The organism is Delftia sp. CH05 (assembly GCF_009827015.1).
In the GTDB taxonomy this organism is placed as follows: domain Bacteria; phylum Pseudomonadota; class Gammaproteobacteria; order Burkholderiales; family Burkholderiaceae_C; genus Comamonas; species Comamonas tsuruhatensis.
Window position 1 is genome coordinate 1 of the sequence record NZ_WUMG01000007.1, and the last position, 15,820, is coordinate 15,820.

The 15,820-nt window shown below is 69.9% G+C and carries 14 protein-coding genes; all 14 read right to left on the reverse strand.

The features are described from left to right. Positions 1-291 precede the first annotated feature (291 nt). The gene (locus GRX31_RS08245) at positions 292-1,104 is read right to left on the reverse strand and encodes a crotonase/enoyl-CoA hydratase family protein (protein ID WP_160852159.1); all 813 of its coding nucleotides are present in this window, start codon (positions 1,102-1,104) and stop codon (positions 292-294) included. Between the two features lie 17 nt (positions 1,105-1,121). Continuing rightward, positions 1,122-2,012, reverse strand: coding sequence for an SDR family oxidoreductase (locus GRX31_RS08250; RefSeq protein WP_074921410.1), 891 nt, complete (start codon positions 2,010-2,012; stop codon positions 1,122-1,124). A gap of 77 nt (positions 2,013-2,089) precedes the next feature. Beyond that, positions 2,090-3,238 carry an acyl-CoA dehydrogenase family protein gene (locus GRX31_RS08255; protein ID WP_016449209.1) on the reverse strand — a complete coding sequence of 383 codons (1,149 nt, stop codon included), beginning with the start codon at positions 3,236-3,238 and terminating at the stop codon, positions 2,090-2,092. A gap of 25 nt (positions 3,239-3,263) precedes the next feature. Then, positions 3,264-4,826 (reverse strand): long-chain-fatty-acid--CoA ligase, encoded by a 1,563-nt coding sequence (locus tag GRX31_RS08260; protein ID WP_160852161.1) that lies wholly within the window; start codon positions 4,824-4,826, stop codon positions 3,264-3,266. 9 nt (positions 4,827-4,835) lie between these two features. Next, positions 4,836-5,918 carry a CaiB/BaiF CoA transferase family protein gene (locus GRX31_RS08265; protein ID WP_012206624.1) on the reverse strand — a complete coding sequence of 361 codons (1,083 nt, stop codon included), beginning with the start codon at positions 5,916-5,918 and terminating at the stop codon, positions 4,836-4,838. Positions 5,919-5,930: 12 nt separating this feature from the next. Further along, on the reverse strand, positions 5,931-7,586 hold the full coding sequence (locus tag GRX31_RS08270) for a long-chain-fatty-acid--CoA ligase (protein ID WP_160852162.1): 1,656 nt from the start codon (positions 7,584-7,586) through the stop codon (positions 5,931-5,933). Positions 7,587-7,621: 35 nt separating this feature from the next. Beyond that, positions 7,622-8,848: an ABC transporter substrate-binding protein gene (locus tag GRX31_RS08275; RefSeq protein WP_160852164.1), complete on the reverse strand. Its 1,227-nt coding sequence runs from the start codon at positions 8,846-8,848 to the stop codon at positions 7,622-7,624. Between the two features lie 156 nt (positions 8,849-9,004). Next, complete coding sequence (locus tag GRX31_RS08280) at positions 9,005-9,871, reverse strand: enoyl-CoA hydratase-related protein (protein ID WP_160852166.1); 867 nt, start codon at positions 9,869-9,871, stop codon at positions 9,005-9,007. Positions 9,872-9,900: 29 nt separating this feature from the next. Then, entirely contained in the window at positions 9,901-10,938 is a 1,038-nt protein-coding gene (locus tag GRX31_RS08285) for a branched-chain amino acid ABC transporter permease (RefSeq protein WP_160852167.1), read from the reverse strand. 130 nt (positions 10,939-11,068) lie between these two features. Then, positions 11,069-11,941 carry a branched-chain amino acid ABC transporter permease gene (locus GRX31_RS08295; protein ID WP_160852169.1) on the reverse strand — a complete coding sequence of 291 codons (873 nt, stop codon included), beginning with the start codon at positions 11,939-11,941 and terminating at the stop codon, positions 11,069-11,071. Between the two features lie 5 nt (positions 11,942-11,946). Further along, a complete protein-coding gene (locus GRX31_RS08300; protein WP_160852171.1) occupies positions 11,947-12,672 on the reverse strand; it encodes an ABC transporter ATP-binding protein in 726 nt (241 codons plus the stop codon). Continuing rightward, positions 12,656-13,480 (reverse strand): ABC transporter ATP-binding protein, encoded by an 825-nt coding sequence (locus tag GRX31_RS08305; protein WP_046240651.1) that lies wholly within the window; start codon positions 13,478-13,480, stop codon positions 12,656-12,658. The genes GRX31_RS08300 and GRX31_RS08305 overlap by 17 nt, the downstream gene beginning before the upstream one ends. A gap of 68 nt (positions 13,481-13,548) precedes the next feature. Next, complete coding sequence (locus tag GRX31_RS08310) at positions 13,549-14,733, reverse strand: acetyl-CoA C-acetyltransferase (RefSeq protein ID WP_160852173.1); 1,185 nt, start codon at positions 14,731-14,733, stop codon at positions 13,549-13,551. Between the two features lie 133 nt (positions 14,734-14,866). Further along, positions 14,867-15,649 (reverse strand): SDR family NAD(P)-dependent oxidoreductase, encoded by a 783-nt coding sequence (locus GRX31_RS08315; RefSeq protein WP_160852175.1) that lies wholly within the window; start codon positions 15,647-15,649, stop codon positions 14,867-14,869. Between the last annotated feature and the right edge of the window lie 171 nt (positions 15,650-15,820).

Here is a 15,820-nt window from a genome sequence, read left to right on the forward strand (position 1 = left end):
TCCTTGCTGGGGGCGTGCAGGCGGGGCATGGGAAAGGGGGGGGGGAGGCCGAGGCGAGCCGTCAAGTATGCCTGCTCCTGCATGTCCCTTCGGCCCCGGGTTTTTATCCCCGATGCATGTGGACGGAGTTGTGGAAAACTCCGGGTGTAACTTGCCGAATCCGCGCCCTGCAAGGCTTTCCACGGAATGCCTAAAAAATCAGCGCAGTGGCGAAAGGGCGTCGATTAAGGGTAATTACGGATGGCCGCGCCGGACCCGTGGGCAGGGTCCGGTGGTTGTTTCAAGAGGTGTCTAAAGGCCTTGGTCGCTGAACACCGGGGCCCGTTTTTCCAGGCCTGCGCGCACGGCTTCGGCCTGGTTGGCACTGCCCAGCAGGGCCTGCTGCTCGCGCGCCTCGGCCAGCAGGATGTCCTGGGGCGATGCCGTTTCGCTGAGCTGCATCAGGCGCTTGGACGCGCGCATGGCGTGCGGGCTGCTGGCCGCGATCTGGCGGGCCAGGTGGCGCGCTTCCTCCAGCGGCGCGGAACTCACGCGCGTGGCCAGGCCCAGGGCCACGGCCTCGGGGCCGGGCACGATGCGGCCCGTGTAGACCAGCTCGCGCAGCACATCGCCGCGCACCAGCGGCGCGGCCAGCGCGCAGCCGGCCATGTCGGGCACCAGTCCCCACTTGATTTCCATGATGGACAGCCGCGCATCCTCGGCCACCAGGCGGATGTCCGCGCCCAGCGCCAGCTGCAGGCCGCCGCCGTAGGCCACGCCGTGCACGGCGGCGATCACGGGCACGGGCAGTTCGCGCCAGCCCCAGCAGATCTGCTGGAAGCGGTTGGCAATGCCGTGCGTGCGCGCGGCCAGGTCCGTCATGTCTGCCGTCTGCTGGCCGTCGGCAATGCCGGCCATGCTGCCCATGTCCAGGCCCGCGCAGAAGGCGCGCCCCTCGCCATGCAGCACCACGGCGCGCAACCCGGACGTGTCCCGCAGCCGCGCCAATGCGTCGATCAGGGCGTCGAACATGGCGGGGTCCAGCGCATTCATCTTGTCGGGCCGGGCCAGGGTCACCTCGGCCACGCCGTGGTTCACCGATATGCGCACGCGTTCTTGGCTCATGGCTTGTCTCCTTGTGTCTATGCGGTTCTTTGCTGGCGGTCGGCCGCGTTGCGCGATTCGATGGCGCTGCGCGCATTCGCCCAGTCCTGGTCGCTCCAGCTGGCCAGCCCGGCGAAGTTGCCGCCCGTCGCCTGGTATTGTCCGCCGTCTATGGCGATGGTCTGTCCCGTCAGGTACTCGGCCTGGCGGCTCATGAGGAAGACGGCCAGGTTGGCCAGCTCGGGCATGCGGCCGTTGCGGCCCATGGGGTTGTCAGCGCGCACATGCTCGCCGCCCTGTGGGTTCAGCCGCGCGCTCATGCCTTCGGTGGGAAACAGGCCCGGCGCGATGGCGTTGAAGCGTATGCCCCGGTTGCCCCATTCCACGGCCAGCGACTGCGTCATGGCATGCACGCCCGACTTGGCCATGGCCGAGGGCACGGTGAAGGCCGAGCCGTTCCAGACCCAGGTGGTGAGGATGGACAGCACGCTGGCCTTGCGGCCCTCGGCCAGCCAGCGGCGGCCGCACTCCAGCGTGAGGTTGAAGCTGCCGCGCATGACGATGTTGGCCACGGCGTCGAAGGCGCGCATGGACAGGTCCTCTGTGCGGCTCACGAAGTTGCCGGCCGCGTTGTTGACCAGGCCCGTGAGCGCGCCGCCGTCGGCCCAGATGGCCTCGATCATCTGCTCCACGGCCTCGGGCTGGCGCACGTCGCAGGCATGGCCAGTGGCCCGGCCGCCGTGCTGCTGCACCAGCTCCTGCGCTGTCTGCTCGACCACGGCGCCGCGCCGGCCGCACAGGTGGATGTCGGCGCCCAGCATGAGAAAGGCCTCGGCCATGACACGGCCCAGGCCGGTGCCGCCGCCAGTGACGAGGATGCGTTCGCCCTTGAGCAGGCCGGGCTTGTAGATGAGGTCGTCGAGGGTCATGGCTGCTGTCTCCTGTGCTGCCGGGGAAGGGATAGGGGGACTGCGGCAGCGCTTGGCGCCGCCAGGGGATCGGAGCGTCAGAGCACGCGCGAGATCACTTCCTTCATGATTTCGCTGGTGCCGCCGTAGATGCGCTGCACGCGCGCATCGGCGTACATGCGCGTGACCATGTATTCGTTCATGTAGCCGTAGCCGCCATGCAGTTGCACGAGTTCGTCGAGCACGCGGCCCTGCGCTTCCGAGCCCCACAGCTTGGCCATGGAGGCCGTGGCCGTGTCCAGCGTGCCGGCCACCAGCTGCTCCACGCAGCGGTCGATGAAGGCGCGGCCCACGGTCAGCGTGGTGGCCACCTCGGCGAGCTTGAACCGGGTGTTCTGCATGTCGGCAATGGCCTGGCCGAAGGCGCGGCGCTCGCGCACATAGGCCAGCGTGGCCTCATAGGCGCCTTCCATGCAGGCCAGGGCGGCCAGGCCGATGATCAGGCGTTCGTAGGGCAGGTCGCCCATGAGCTGGTAGAAGCCCTGGCCTTCGCGCCCGCCCAGCAGCGCGTCCTGCGGCACGGTCACGTCGTCGAAGAACAGCTCCGAGGTGTCCTGGGCCTTCATGCCCATCTTGTCGAGCACGCGGCCCACGCGAAAGCCCGCGCAGTCCCGGGTCTCCACGATGAGGATGGAGGTGCCGCGCGCGCCCTGGGCCGGGTCGGTCTTGCAGACCACGAGGATCAGGCCGGCCAGCAGGCCGTTGGTGATGAAGGTCTTGCTGCCGTTGATACGGTAGCGGCCGTCCCTGAGTTCTGCGCGCGTGCGCACGCCCTGCAGGTCCGAGCCCGCGCCGGGCTCGGTCATGGCGATGGCGCCCACCAGCTCGCCGCGCGCCATGGCGGGCAGGTACTTGCGCTTTTGCGCCTCGGTGCCGTGGTTGAGCAGGTAGTGGGCCACGATGGAGTGCACGGAGTTGCTCATGCCCGAGAGGGCGCGGCGCGCCATCTCCTCGTGGATCACGGCCTCGTGGCGGAAGTCGCCGCCGCCGCCGCCGTATTCCTCGGGGATGTCGGTGCACAGCAGGCCCAGCTCGCCGGCGCGGCGCCAGATGGCATGGCCCACGTTGCCGCGCTGGCGTGCGGCTTCGTCCTGCGGCTGCATTTCGGTTTCCAGAAAGCGCACGGCGGTGGCGCGCAGGCTTTCCAGTTCGGGGGTGCTCCAGGAGCGTGTCAGTTGCAGTGGCATGGCTTGGACCGGTGGATTGAGGGGTTCAGTTGATGCGGCGTTCGCGGCCCTGCCAGTAGGGCTCGCGCAGCTGGAATTTCTGCAGCTTGCCGGCGGCCGACAGCGGCAGCTCGCTGCGGAACTCCACCGAGCGTGGGCACTTGTAGCCCGCGATGCGTTCGCGGCAGTGGGCGATGACCTCGGCCTCGGTCAGCGGCTGGCCCTCACGCGCGACGATCACGGCGTGCACGCGCTCGCCCCAGCGTTCGTCGGGCACGCCGATGACGGCGCACATGGCGACCTGGGGCAGCTGGGCGATGGCGTTCTCGACCTCGGCCGAATACACGTTCTCGCCGCCGCTGACGATCATGTCCTTGAGCCGGTCCACGACGAAGAGGTAGCCGTCGGCATCCAGCCGGCCCATGTCGCCCGTGTGCATCCAGCCGTCCTTGAGCGCGGCGGCCGTCTCGGCGGGCCTGTTCCAGTAGCCCTGCATGACCATGGGGCCGCGTGCCGTGATCTCGCCCACCTCGCCGGGCGGCAGCTCGCGGCCCTCGCCATCGACGATGCGCACCTCGGCAATGGTCACGGGCCGGCCGGCCGCGCGCAGCAGGCGCTCGCGCTGCGGGCCGGGGCGGTGCTCGGCCGGGCCCATGGACACGATGGTGGGCGACAGCTCGGTCATGCCGTAGGCCTGGGCGAAGTCGGCGCCGGGCAGCGCCTGCATGGCGCGCTCCAGCAGGCTGGCGTCTATGGGCGCCGCGCCATAGAGCATGAGGCGCAGGCTGGACAGGTCGAATTCGGCCATGCGCGGATGCTCGATCAGCCGGCGGATCATGGTGGGCACCAGGAACAGCTCGTTCACGCCGTGCTGCTGGATGCCGGCGAGGATGGCCAGCTCGTCGAAGGCCGGCACGATGACCTGGGGCACCAGGCGCTGGGCCATGAGCAGGGCCAGGCCGCAGCCGGCCACATGGAACATGGGCGTGACCACCATGCCCACCTTCACATGCTGGCGCGGCACGTTGCTGGCATTGGACAGGGCGTTGATGAACAGGTTGTCGTGGCTGAGCATCACCCCCTTGGGCCGGCCCGTGGTGCCGCCTGTGTACATGACGGCGGCCAGGTCGGTGCCGCTGCGCAGCGCGTCGGCGCAGGGCGTGGCGGCGGCCAGCAATTGCTCGTAGTGCAGCGCGCCTTCGGGCGCGGCGCCCGTGCCGCAGAACACCACGGTGCGCAGGCTGGAGGACAGCTCGCGCAGCCGGGGCACCAGGGGCGCGAAGGCATCGTCCACGAAGAGCACGCGCGTGTCGCAGTCGTCCAGCGAGTAGGCCACCTCGTGCGCGCTCCAGCGGATGTTGACGGGGTTGACCGCGGCGCCTGCCCACCAGCAGCCATAGAAGTATTCAAGGTAGCGGATGGAGTTCAGGCCCATCATGCCGACGCGGTCGCCGGGCGCCACGTCCAGCGCCCGCAGCAGGCCGGCGCAGCGTTCGATGCGCTGCGCAAGCTGCGACCAGCTGGCCTGCTCTGCGCCGCAGATGGCTGCCGTGGCGCCGGCCCTTTCGCGGCGGCCCTTGTGGATGGCCTGGGTGAGATGCATGGGCATGGGGTTTCCTCAGGAGCGGGCATTCCAGGCGGCCAGCGTGTCCTGCAGGCTGGCGGCGCGCGGGGGGCGGGGCTGCTCGGGCACGCTGCGCGAAAAGCGCGGCGCCGGCGCGGGCTGGAGCACGCCACCGGCCTCGGTGAACGTGGCGCGCGCGCGGTTGTGGGCATGCTGGGGCGCCTCGTCCCAGTCGAGCACGGGGGCGAAGCAGGCATCGCTGCCTTCCAGCAGCTCGCACCATTGCTGGCGCGTGCGCGTGCGGAACACGTCGGCCAGGCGCAGCTTGAGCAGGGGCCAGCGTGCGGCGTCCAGTTGCGCGTCGAACAGCGGGTCCTGTATGCCGCAGCGCTGGCGCAGCTCGGCGTAGAACTGCGGCTCGATGGCGCCTATGGCGATGTATTTGCCGTCGGCGCAGGCATAGGTGTCATAGAAGTGCGCGCCGCCGTCCAGCAGGTTCTCTCCGCGCTGGTTGCTCCACTGGCCCTTGGCCTTGAAGCCGTACATGAAGGCCGACAGCAGGGCCGTGCCATCGGTCATGGCCGCATCGATGACCTGGCCCCGGCCGCTGCGCCCGGCCTCGTGCAGGGCGGCCAGCAGGCCCACGGCCAGCAGCATGCCGCCGCCGCCGAAGTCGCCCACGTAGTTGAGCGGCGGCACGGGCGCCTCGCCCGCGCGGCCGATGGCGTGCAGGGCGCCGGAGATGGCGATGTAGTTGATGTCATGCCCCGCCGCATGCGCCAGCGGCCCGTGCTGGCCCCAGCCCGTCATGCGGCCGTAGACCAGGCGCGGGTTGCGCGCCAGGCAGGGCTCGGGCCCCAGGCCCAGGCGCTCCATCACGCCGGGCCGAAAGCCCTCGATCAGCAGATCGGCGCGTGCGATCAGCGCCAGGGCCGAGGCCTGGCCTTCCTCGCCGCGCAGGTCGATCTCGACCTGGCTGCGGCTGCGCGTGGTGATGTCCTGTGCATCGACCGGCGTGCCGGGCCGCGCGATGCGCAGCACCTCGGCACCCATGTCGGCCAGCAGCATGGCGCAGAACGGCCCCGGGCCCAGGCCCGCGAACTCGACCACGCGCACGCCTTCAAGCGGTCCTGGCATGGAGGTCTCCTTTCAGGCCGTGGGCAGTGGATGGTTCTTGTACTGCTCGCGCAGCTTGGTCTTTAGCAGTTTTCCCGTGGCCGTGTGCGGCAGCTCGGCCACCTGCAGCACATCGTCGGGCAGCCACCATTTGGCGATGCGCGTGGACAGGAAATCGAGCATGGACTCGCGGCTGACGCTGTGGCCTGCGCGCGGCACCACCAGCAGCAGCGGCCGCTCCTGCCACTTGGGATGGGCCACGCCGATGATGGCGGCCTCGGCCACGCCGGGATGGCCCATGGCGGCGTTCTCCACGTCGATGGAGGAAATCCACTCGCCGCCCGACTTGATCACGTCCTTGGCGCGGTCCACCAGCTGCAGGAAGCCGTCGGCATCGATGGTGGCCACGTCGCCCGTGGTGAAGAAGCCTTCCTCATCGACGGGCGAGCCGCCTTCGCCCTTGAAGTAGCCGCTGGCGATCCAGGGGCCGCGCACGCGCAGGTGTCCCCGGGCCTGGCCGTCCCAGGGCTGGGGCCGGCCGTCGTCGTCCACGATCTTGAGGTCCACGCCCCAGACGCCGCGCCCCTGCTTGAGCTTGACCTTGACCAGTTCCTCGCCCGACAGCGCGTCGTGCCGGGGCAGCAGCTTGCTGACCACGCCGATGGGGCTGGTCTCGGTCATGCCCCAGCCCTGCACGACCTGGGCGCCGAACTGGTTCTCGAAGCGCTCCAGCATGGCGCGCGGCACGGCCGCGCCGCCGATGCCTATGCTCTTGACGCCCAGCGCGCGCGGGTCGATGTCGGGATGCGCATCCAGGTACTGGAACAGCATCAGCCACACGGTGGGCACGCCCTGCGAGAAGGTGACCTTCTCGTCGCGCATGAGCTCGTAGACGCTCTGGCCGTCCAGGTGGGGGCCGGGCAGCACCAGCCGTGCGCCGGCCATGGCCGCCGCATAGGGCGTGCCCCAGGCGTTGGCATGGAACATGGGCACGATGAGCATCACGGTCTCGCGCGCGTTCAGGCCGAAGGTGTCGGGCGCCAGCTCCATCAGCGTGTGCAGCACGGTGGAGCGGTGCGAGTACAGCACGCCCTTGGGGTGGCCCGTGGTGCCCGAGGTGTAGCACAGCGACGAGGCCGTGCGCTCGTCGAACTCGGGCCACTCGAAGTCCTCGCTCTGGTTGCCCACCAGTTCGTCCCAGCAGTGCAGGTCGGGCAGGTCCAGCGCGGGCATGTGCTCGCGCGAACTCATGCAGACATAGGTGGTGACGGTCTTCAGATGCGGTGCGAGCTTTTCCACCAGCGGCGCGAAGGTCACGTCGAAGAACAGCACCCGGTCCTCGGCATGGTTGGCGATGTATTCGATCTGCTCGGGAAACAGGCGCGGGTTGATGGTGTGCAGCACCGCGCCGCTGCCCGAGACGCCGAAGTACAGCGCCAGGTGGCGCCAGCTGTTCCAGGCCAGCGTGCCCACGCGTTCGCCGGGCTGCACGCCCAGCGACTGCAGGGCGTTGGCCACCTGGCAGGAGGCGCGGCGCATGCCGGCCCAGTCGGTGCGGTGCAGGCCACCGTCCCGGGTTTCCGGCAGGCGCGAGACGATCTCGGTGTGCGGATGAAAGCGCGCCGCATGCTCGATCAGCGACGAGATCATGAGCGGGCGGTCCTGCATCAGTCCTTGCAAGGCGGGCATGGGGGTGTCTCCTGTCGTTGTCCTGAAGGCCGGGGTCATTGCACGGGCGCGTAGCGGCTGCCGTCGAAGCGCACGAGCTGCATCTTCTTGATGGGGAAGAAATCGTCCGCACCGGTCTGCAGGCTGATGCCCGGGTAGAGCATGGGCAGGTCCATCTTCAGGCTGGCGGCCTGCTTCATGATGTTGGCGCGCGTGAGCTCGTCGCCTGCCTGCCTGAGCACCTGCACCAGGGTCTGGGCCTGGGAGTAGCCGATGACGTTGAGCGAATCGTTGGGGTCGCCGGCCGGGTAGAACTGCTTCATGAAGGCCAGGTAGCCGGCCAGCTCGGGCGTGCCCTGGTTGGTGGGGTCCGAGGGCTCGCGCAGGTAGCTGGCCGTCATCACGCCGCGCGCGTTGTCCAGGCCCGCAGGCTTGAGCACCGAGCTGATGGACAGCGAGACGCTGACCAGGTAGTGCGCAGGCTTCCAGCCGATGTCGGCGGCCTTGCGTATGGACTGGGCCGCGAACTTGGGCGTGCTGATGTTGATGAAGGTGTCCGCCCCCGAGCCCTTGAGCGCCACCATCTGGCTGTCCACCGTGGGGTCGCCGACCTCGTAGGTCTGCTGCACGACGATGCGCTGCTTGGCCTGCTCGCCGAAGCCGTCGAGCACGCCCTTGAGGTAGTCCTTGCCGAAGTCGTCGTTCTGCATCAGGACGGCCACCTTGGCCTGGGGCCGCGTGGCCAGGATGTGCTGGGCGAAGGTGCGGCCTTCGAGCTGGTAGGTGGGCTGCCAGCCCATGGTCCAGGGGAAGTTCTTCGGATCGCCCCAGCGCGTGGCGCCCGTGGAGACGAACAGCTGGGGCACCTTGCGCTGGTTCATGTAGCGATGCACGGCCTGGTTGTGCGAGGTGCCCAGCGCGCCGAACATCAGCAGCACGCCGTCGCGCTCGACCAGCTTGCGCGTCTGCTCCACGCTCTGGGCGGGGTTGTAGGCGTCGTCGGCCGAGAGGTAGGTGATCTTGCGGCCGTTGATGCCGCCTTCGGCGTTGATCTTGGCGAAGTAGGCCGCATGGGCCTTGCCTATGGTTCCATAGGCCGACACGGGACCTGAGTAGGGCACGAAGTTGCCGATGCGGATCTCGGTGTCGCTGGCGCCGGTGTCGTACTTCTTCTGGGTCTGGGTCTGGGTCTGGGCCTGGGCTGGCACCTGGGTGACGGCCGGCAGGACCAGCGCCAGGCAGGCGATCAGGGCCCGGGGGCCGCGGGCGAAGGGGTTGCGCATGGTGGTCTCCTGGCTTGCGGGCGCCGTGCCCGCTTTTCTTGTGGTGGCCGGTCCATGGTAGGAACCGGCCCGGCGCGCGCCCATCGTCGATTCCGACGAATGCATGTGCGGGCGCAGCAAGGTGCGTCGGGAAGGCGGGGCGGGAAGGCGCGGTGGTCAGCCCGGCTGGCGTGGCGCGAACACGGGCTCGCGCTTTTGCATGAAGGCCTGCACGCCTTCCATGAAGGCCGGCGCGCCCACCAGCTCGCGCTGGCGTTCAGCCTCGTAGTGAAGCTGCTGCTCCAGCGTGGAAGCGGCTGCATGGTCCAGTGCGCGGCGGGCTTCCAGCACGGCACCGGCCGGCAGCCGCGCCAGGCGGGCGGCCGTGGCCAGGGCCTGCTCGCGCAGGGCCTCGTCGTCCACGCAGGCCCAGACCAGGCCCCAGTCGGCGGCCTGCTGCGCGCCCAGCCTGTCGCCCAGCAGGGACAGGCCCATGGCGCGCGCACGGCCCAGCCGGCGCTCGATGAACCAGGTGGTGCCCAGGTCCGGCACGATGCCCAGGCGCGGCAGGAAAGGCAGGTAGAAGTAGGCCGAGCGCGCCGCCAGTGCCACGTCGCCGGCCAGGGCCAGGCCCACGCCGGCCCCGGCTGCCGCGCCGTTGATGGCGCAGACCACGGGCACGGGCAATTGCTGCAGGTCCAGGATGAGGCGGTTGGACAGCTGCTGCATGTTGTCGGCCGTCTGCTCGCCCAGCGTGCGGCCATCGGCCTGGGCCCCGCCTTGTGCCCCGCCTTGTGCGCCGCCCATGGACGACAGGTCCGCTCCCACGCAAAAGCCCCGGCCCTCGGCGGTGAGCACCAGGGCGCGGAGGGAGCTGTCCTCGCGCACCTCGGCCAGCAGTTCGCGCAGCCGCAGCTGCAAGGGCCTGCCCAGCGGATTCATGCGGGCGCTGTCCTGGAGGACGATGAGGGCGATCTCGCCGTTGTTGCCGCTGTCGCCGTTGTTGCCGTGGCGTTCCATGCGGACGGCCGGACTGGAATTCATGGGGGACTCCTGTGGGTGGGGATGGAAAGTCAGGCACGCGGCCGCTGCCGGGGCAGGTGCAGGCCCGGCCGGCCCGGTCGGCCCAGTCGGTGCAGCAGGCCCATCACGCCGCCGGGCATGGCGAACATGAAGACGATGAGCACGGTGCCGTAGACGGCCCAGGGCGCGGCCTTGGACACCTGCTCGGCCAGCCCCGGGATGAACATGATGAATAGGGCGCCGAACAGCGCGCCCCACAGCGTTCCCACGCCACCCACCACCACGCCCACCAGCAGCGAAATGGACAGGAACATGGTGAAGGAGTCGGGCGCCACGAACTGCACGGCAATGGCCGACAGCGCGCCGCCCACGCCCGTGTAGCCGGCCGAAATCGCAAAGGCCATGGACTTGCAGTGCGCGTTGTCCACGCCCATGGCCTCGGCCGCCATGGCGTGGTCGCGGATGGCGCGCAGCGCCAGGCCGCTGCCGCTGTCTATGAGGTTGCGCGCCATCCAGAACAGCAGCGCCGCCACGGCCAATGCATAGAGGTAGAACCACTGGTCGGCATCCAGCGGCAGGCCCCAGGGCGCCTCGGGCTTGGTCAGCACGATGCCGCCCACGCCGCCGGTCCATGCCTCCAGGTGGCGGTACTTGAGCAGCTGGGGCATGGCCACGCCCAGCGCAAAGGTGGCCAGCGCCAGGTACAGCCCTTCCAGCCTGAGCGCGGGCCGCCCGAACAGGTAGCCCGCCGCCAGGCTCACCAGGCCCGCTGCAGGCACGGCCAGCCAGTAGGCCAGGCCTGCGCGGTCCATCAGGATGCCGGCCGCATAGGCGCCTATGGCGAAGAAGGCGCCATGGCCCAGCGAGATCTGGCCGCTGTAGCCCGTGAGGATGTTCAGCCCCACCAGGGCCACGGCATAGGCCAGCACCATGGTGGCCTGGAACAACTGGTAGCCCTTGGCCACGAAGACCAGCGAGCAGGCCGCCAGCGCCAGCGCCGCGATCAGTACCGTGCCCAGGGGCAGGGGGCGGCGCGCGCTGGTGGAGGCGACCAGCGCGTCAGACGAGGAGGCGGATCGTGTGGACATCATTGTTCTCCAGGGCGTTTGGCACAAAACTGGCGTGGCCCAAAAGCGAGGGTGTCGTCCCCCTCCCGCGTAGCGAGAGAGGGGGCGCCGTGCAACGGGAAGCGGCGTAGCCGCTCAGGGGGGATATTGTTCAAACCCTCCTGACGACCTTGCGGCCCATCAGCCCGGCCGGCCGCACGATGAGCACGCCCACGATCAGCACCAGGGCCACCGAGAGCTTGAGTTCGGTGCCGACCACGTAGCTGCCCACCAGGTTTTCAAGCACGCCCACGATGAAGCCGCCCAGCACGGCGCCCGCGGGGCTGTCGATGCCGCCCAGCAGCGCGCCCGCAAAGGCATACAGCAGCACGCCGCTCATCATGTGCGGATCGAGGAAGACCACGGGCGCCACCATCATCCCGGCCACCGCACCGATGGCGCCGGCCAGGCCCCAGCCCAGCATCAGCATGCGCCCCACGGAGATGCCCACCAGGCGCGAGGAGGCCGGGTTCTGCGCGGCCGCGCGCATGGCCAGCCCCAGCGGCGTGAGCCGGAAGAAGGCAAACAGCAGGGCCACGATGGACAGCGCCACGAAGATGGTGCCCACCTCATGGGCCGACATCAGGGCGCTGCCATACCAGGCGTCGGCCGGGAACGGGCTGTGAAACTCCTTGATGGTGTAGCCGAAGATCCAGCCGGCCAGGCTGTGGAAGACGATCAGCAGGCCGATGAAGACCACCACCTGGGCCAGGTCCGCCGCCTTGTGCATGGGGCGGATGATGGCGAACTCCACCGCCGCGCCCAGCACGAAGGACAGCGCCACCGTGGCCAGGAAGGCCCACCAGTACGGCAGCCCCGCCTGCAGCAGCGCCCAGGCGATGAAGGTGGAGAACATGGCCATCTCGCCCTGCGCGAAATTGATGTGGTGCGTGGCCTGGTAGATCATGACCAGGGCCAGCGCCACGGTGGCGTAGATGCCGCCCGTGGCCAGGCCGGCCAGCAACTGGTGGATGAAGGCGTCCATGGCCGCTACTCCCCGAGATAGGCCTGGCGCACCGCATCGTTGCGGCGCATGGCTTCGCTGGGGCCGTGCAGCACGATGCGGCCGGTCTCCAGCAGGTAGGCGCTGTGCGCCAGCTCCAGCGCCAGGCGCGCGTTCTGCTCCACCAGCAGGATGGTCGTGCCCTGCTCGGCGTTGATGCGCCGCAGGATGCCGAAGATGTCGCGCACCACCAGCGGCGCCAGCCCGAAGGAGGGCTCGTCCAGCAGCAGCAGGCGCGGGCGGCCCATGAGGGCACGGGCAATGGCCAGCATCTGCTGCTCGCCGCCCGACAGCGTGCCGGCCTGCTGGGTGCGGCGCTCGCGCAGGCGGGGGAAGTAGCCGAACATGCGCTCCATGTCGCCGGCCACGTCGGCACGGGCCGCACGCGTGGGCCGGGCCTGCGCCCCCAGGCGCAGGTTCTCCTCGGCGCTGAGCTGGGCGAAGGTGCCGCGCCCGTCGGGCACATGGCCCACGCCCTGGCGCGCGATGCGCTCGGTGCTGTGCCGGTCTATGCGTTCGCCGGCCAGGCGCACCTCGCCGCGCGTGTCCACGAGGTGGCGGCAGATGGCGCGCAGCGTGGTGGTCTTGCCCGCGCCATTGGCGCCCAGCAGGGCCGTGACGCGGCCTTCGGCCAGGTCCATGTCGATGCCGTCCAGCACGCGCACCGACCCGTAGGCCGCATGCAGTCCGCGGATTTCAAGCAGTGCCGCCATGCGAAACCTCCCTGTCCTGATCCTGCGGCTGCATGTCCGAGCCCAGGTAGGCGCGGATGACTTCGGCATCGGAGCGGACCTCGCCCGGCGTGCCTTCGGCGATCTTGCGGCCGAAGTTCAGCGCCACGACCTTGTCGCTCACGCGCATGACCAGGCCCATGTGGTGCTCCACCAGCAGCACGGTCAGGCCCAGCCGGTCGCGCAGCGACAGGATCAGGTCGCCCAGGCCGGCCAGCTCCTCATGGTTGAGGCCGCAGGCCGGCTCGTCCAGCAGCAGCAACTGCGGGCGGCAGGCCAGGGCGCGTGCCAGCTCCACGCGCTTTTGCGTGCCGAAGGGCAGGTCGGCCACGCGGCGCTCTGCCACGCCCGTCAGCTCCAGCAGGGCCATCAGCGATTGCGCCTGGGCGCGGGCTTCTTCCTCGCGCCTGCGCACGCCGGGCAGGCGCAGGGCGTCGCGCACAAAGCCGGCGTGCTGGTGGCTGTGCGTGCCCAGGCGCACGTTGTCGGCCACCGTCATGCTGGAAAACAGGGCCAGGTTCTGGAAGGTGCGGCCCATGCCCAGCGCGGCCATGCGGTGGCGCGCCAGCGTGGCCAGCGGCTGGCCGCGAAAGCGGATGTGGCCGGCCTGCCAGGCATACAGCCGCGACAGGCAGTTGAACAGGCTGCTCTTGCCCGCACCGTTGGGGCCGATGAGGCCGCAGATCTGGCCTGCCGCAACATCGAAACTCACGCCGTCCAGCGCGACGATGCCGCCGAAGCGCAGCGAAACGCCTTCGATGCGCAGCAGGGGCTGCGAGTCCTGGCTCATGGCTTTCCCTCCCCCGATGGTGGGCGGCCGGCGCGGGCCGCGCCGGCCGCACGGTGGCATGGCGGCGCCTACAGGCGCTCGATGATGGTGACGTTGGCCATGCCGCCGCCCTCGCACATGGTCTGCAGGCCGTAGCGCCCGCCGCGCGCATGCAGGGCGTGGATCAGCGTGGCCATGAGCTTGGTGCCCGAGGCGCCCAGCGGATGGCCCAGCGCAATGGCGCCGCCGTTGACGTTGAGCCGCGCCGGATCGGCGCCCGTGGCCTGCAGCCAGGCCAGCGGCACGGGGGCAAAGGCCTCGTTGACCTCGTACAGGTCGATGTCGGAGATGCGCATGCCGGCCCTCTTCAGCGCGGCCTGGGTGGCGGGGATGGGGGCCTCCAGCATGATCACGGGGTCATGCCCGAGCAGGCTCATGTGGTGGATGCGCGCCAGCGGCTGCACGCCCAGGGCCTTGAGGCCGCGCTCGCTGACCACCATGACGCCGCTGGCGCCATCGCAGATCTGGCTGGCCGTGGCGGCGGTCACGCAGCCGCCCTCGCGGATGGTCTTGACGCCGGCAATGCCTTCCAGCGTGGCGTTGAAGCGTATGCCTTCATCCACCGTGTGCGGCTGGCCTTCGCCCTCGGCACCGCCTTCGGCGCTGCGCGCCTGCACGGCCAGGATCTCGCGGTCGAAGCGGCCCTCGCGCGCGGCCTGCACGGCGCGCTCATGGCTTTGCAGCGCATAGGCGTCCAGCTGGTCCTTGGCCAGGCCGTACTTGCCGGCCATCATCTCGGCGCCCATGAACTGGCTGAACTCCACGCCCGGATAGCGCTGCTGCATGGCCGGACTCATGTACACGCCCAGGCCGGCCTTGGCGGGCAGGGCGTTGGGCGTGCCCATGGGCACGCGCGACATGCTCTCCACGCCTGCGGCGATCACCATGTCCATGCTGCCCGACATCACGGCCTGGGCCGCGAAATGCAGGGCCTGCTGGGACGACCCGCACTGCCGGTCCACCGTGGTGCCCGGCACGGACTCGGGCAGGGACGAGGCCAGCACCGCGTTGCGCGCCACGTTCGTCGCCTGCTGGCCGACCTGGCTGACGCAGCCCATGATCACGTCCTCGACCTGGGCCGGGTCGGCCTGGCTGCGGCGCACCAGCTCGTCCAGCACCTGGGCCGCGAGATCGGCCGGATGCCAGCCCGAGAGCTTTCCGCCGCGCTTGCCGCCCGCCGTGCGCGTGGCGGCGACGATGTATGCCTGTGCCATGGATATGTCTCCTGTTCCTGTATTCCTGGGGGGATGGTGGCCCGGCCGGCGCGGGCCGGGCATCGTCGCAATCGACGATTCCGGCCAGGGAAAACGCGGGGACGGTGCCTGCCGTGAGGCCTGGGCGGTACGCCTAGCGCGGTGCCATGCGGATGGCGCCGTCCAGGCGCACGCACTCGCCGTTGAAGTAGCCGTTGGTGATCATGGTCTCGGCCAGGTGGGCGTATTCGTCGGGCTGGCCCAGCCGCTTGGGAAAGGGCACGGAGGCGGCCAGCGCGGCCTTCACGTTGTCGGGCGCGCCCTGCAGCAGCGGGGTGTCGAAGATGCCGGGCAGGATGGTGTTCACGCGGATGCCCTCGCCCATGAGGTCGCGCGCGATGGGCAGGGTCATGCCCGTGATGCCGGCCTTGCTGGCCGAGTAGCTGGCCTGGCCCATCTGCCCGTCCTGCGCCGCCACCGAGGCGGTGTTGACGATGGCGCCGCGCTCGCCGTCGGCCAGCGGCTCCAGCGTGAGCATGCCCGCCGCCGACTTGGCGATGCAGCGGAAGGTGCCCACCAGGTTGATCTGGATGATGCGGTCGAAATTGGCCACGGGAAGATGCCGGATCTCGCCCGTGGCCTTGTCGCGGCTGGCCGTCTTGACGGCATTGCCCGTGCCCGCGCAGTTGACCAGGATGCGCTCCTGCCCGTGGGCCGCGCGGGCCTGGGCAAAGCCCGCGTCCACGCTGGCCTCGTCGGTCACGTCCACGCGGCAGAACAGGCCGCCTGTCTCGCGCGCCAGCGCCTGCCCGGCCGACTCGTTGAGGTCGAACAGGGCAACGCGCACGCCTTTTGCGGCCAGGCGGCGCGCGGTGGCCGCGCCCAGGCCCGATGCCCCGCCCGTGACGACGGCGCTGATGCTTGCGTCAAGCTGCATGTGAAGGTCTCCTTTGAGAGAGTCTTTGCCGCGCGCGCTGTCGCCTTGGCTCGCGACAGGGCGCGCTGCGCTGCCTATGATCTGCAGGCCAGTCTAGGAATCACCCCGCATTGCCGCCATCGTCGAAACCGACGAAAGTGCCCGCTCCTTCACTCCTGCCATGTGCTCCTC

What these genes read in the sequence shown, in the direction of transcription:
- GRX31_RS08245 (WP_160852159.1), bottom strand. Translation starts at nt 1,104, where the DNA reads ATGAGCCAAGAACGCGTGCGCATATCGGTGAACCACGGCGTGGCCGAG.
- GRX31_RS08250 (WP_074921410.1), bottom strand. Translation starts at nt 2,012, where the DNA reads ATGACCCTCGACGACCTCATCTACAAGCCCGGCCTGCTCAAGGGCGAA.
- GRX31_RS08255 (WP_016449209.1), bottom strand. Translation starts at nt 3,238, where the DNA reads ATGCCACTGCAACTGACACGCTCCTGGAGCACCCCCGAACTGGAAAGC.
- GRX31_RS08260 (WP_160852161.1), bottom strand. Translation starts at nt 4,826, where the DNA reads ATGCCCATGCATCTCACCCAGGCCATCCACAAGGGCCGCCGCGAAAGG.
- GRX31_RS08265 (WP_012206624.1), bottom strand. Translation starts at nt 5,918, where the DNA reads ATGCCAGGACCGCTTGAAGGCGTGCGCGTGGTCGAGTTCGCGGGCCTG.
- GRX31_RS08270 (WP_160852162.1), bottom strand. Translation starts at nt 7,586, where the DNA reads ATGCCCGCCTTGCAAGGACTGATGCAGGACCGCCCGCTCATGATCTCG.
- GRX31_RS08275 (WP_160852164.1), bottom strand. Translation starts at nt 8,848, where the DNA reads ATGCGCAACCCCTTCGCCCGCGGCCCCCGGGCCCTGATCGCCTGCCTG.
- GRX31_RS08280 (WP_160852166.1), bottom strand. Translation starts at nt 9,871, where the DNA reads ATGAATTCCAGTCCGGCCGTCCGCATGGAACGCCACGGCAACAACGGC.
- GRX31_RS08285 (WP_160852167.1), bottom strand. Translation starts at nt 10,938, where the DNA reads ATGTCCACACGATCCGCCTCCTCGTCTGACGCGCTGGTCGCCTCCACC.
- GRX31_RS08295 (WP_160852169.1), bottom strand. Translation starts at nt 11,941, where the DNA reads ATGGACGCCTTCATCCACCAGTTGCTGGCCGGCCTGGCCACGGGCGGC.
- GRX31_RS08300 (WP_160852171.1), bottom strand. Translation starts at nt 12,672, where the DNA reads ATGGCGGCACTGCTTGAAATCCGCGGACTGCATGCGGCCTACGGGTCG.
- GRX31_RS08305 (WP_046240651.1), bottom strand. Translation starts at nt 13,480, where the DNA reads ATGAGCCAGGACTCGCAGCCCCTGCTGCGCATCGAAGGCGTTTCGCTG.
- GRX31_RS08310 (WP_160852173.1), bottom strand. Translation starts at nt 14,733, where the DNA reads ATGGCACAGGCATACATCGTCGCCGCCACGCGCACGGCGGGCGGCAAG.
- GRX31_RS08315 (WP_160852175.1), bottom strand. Translation starts at nt 15,649, where the DNA reads ATGCAGCTTGACGCAAGCATCAGCGCCGTCGTCACGGGCGGGGCATCG.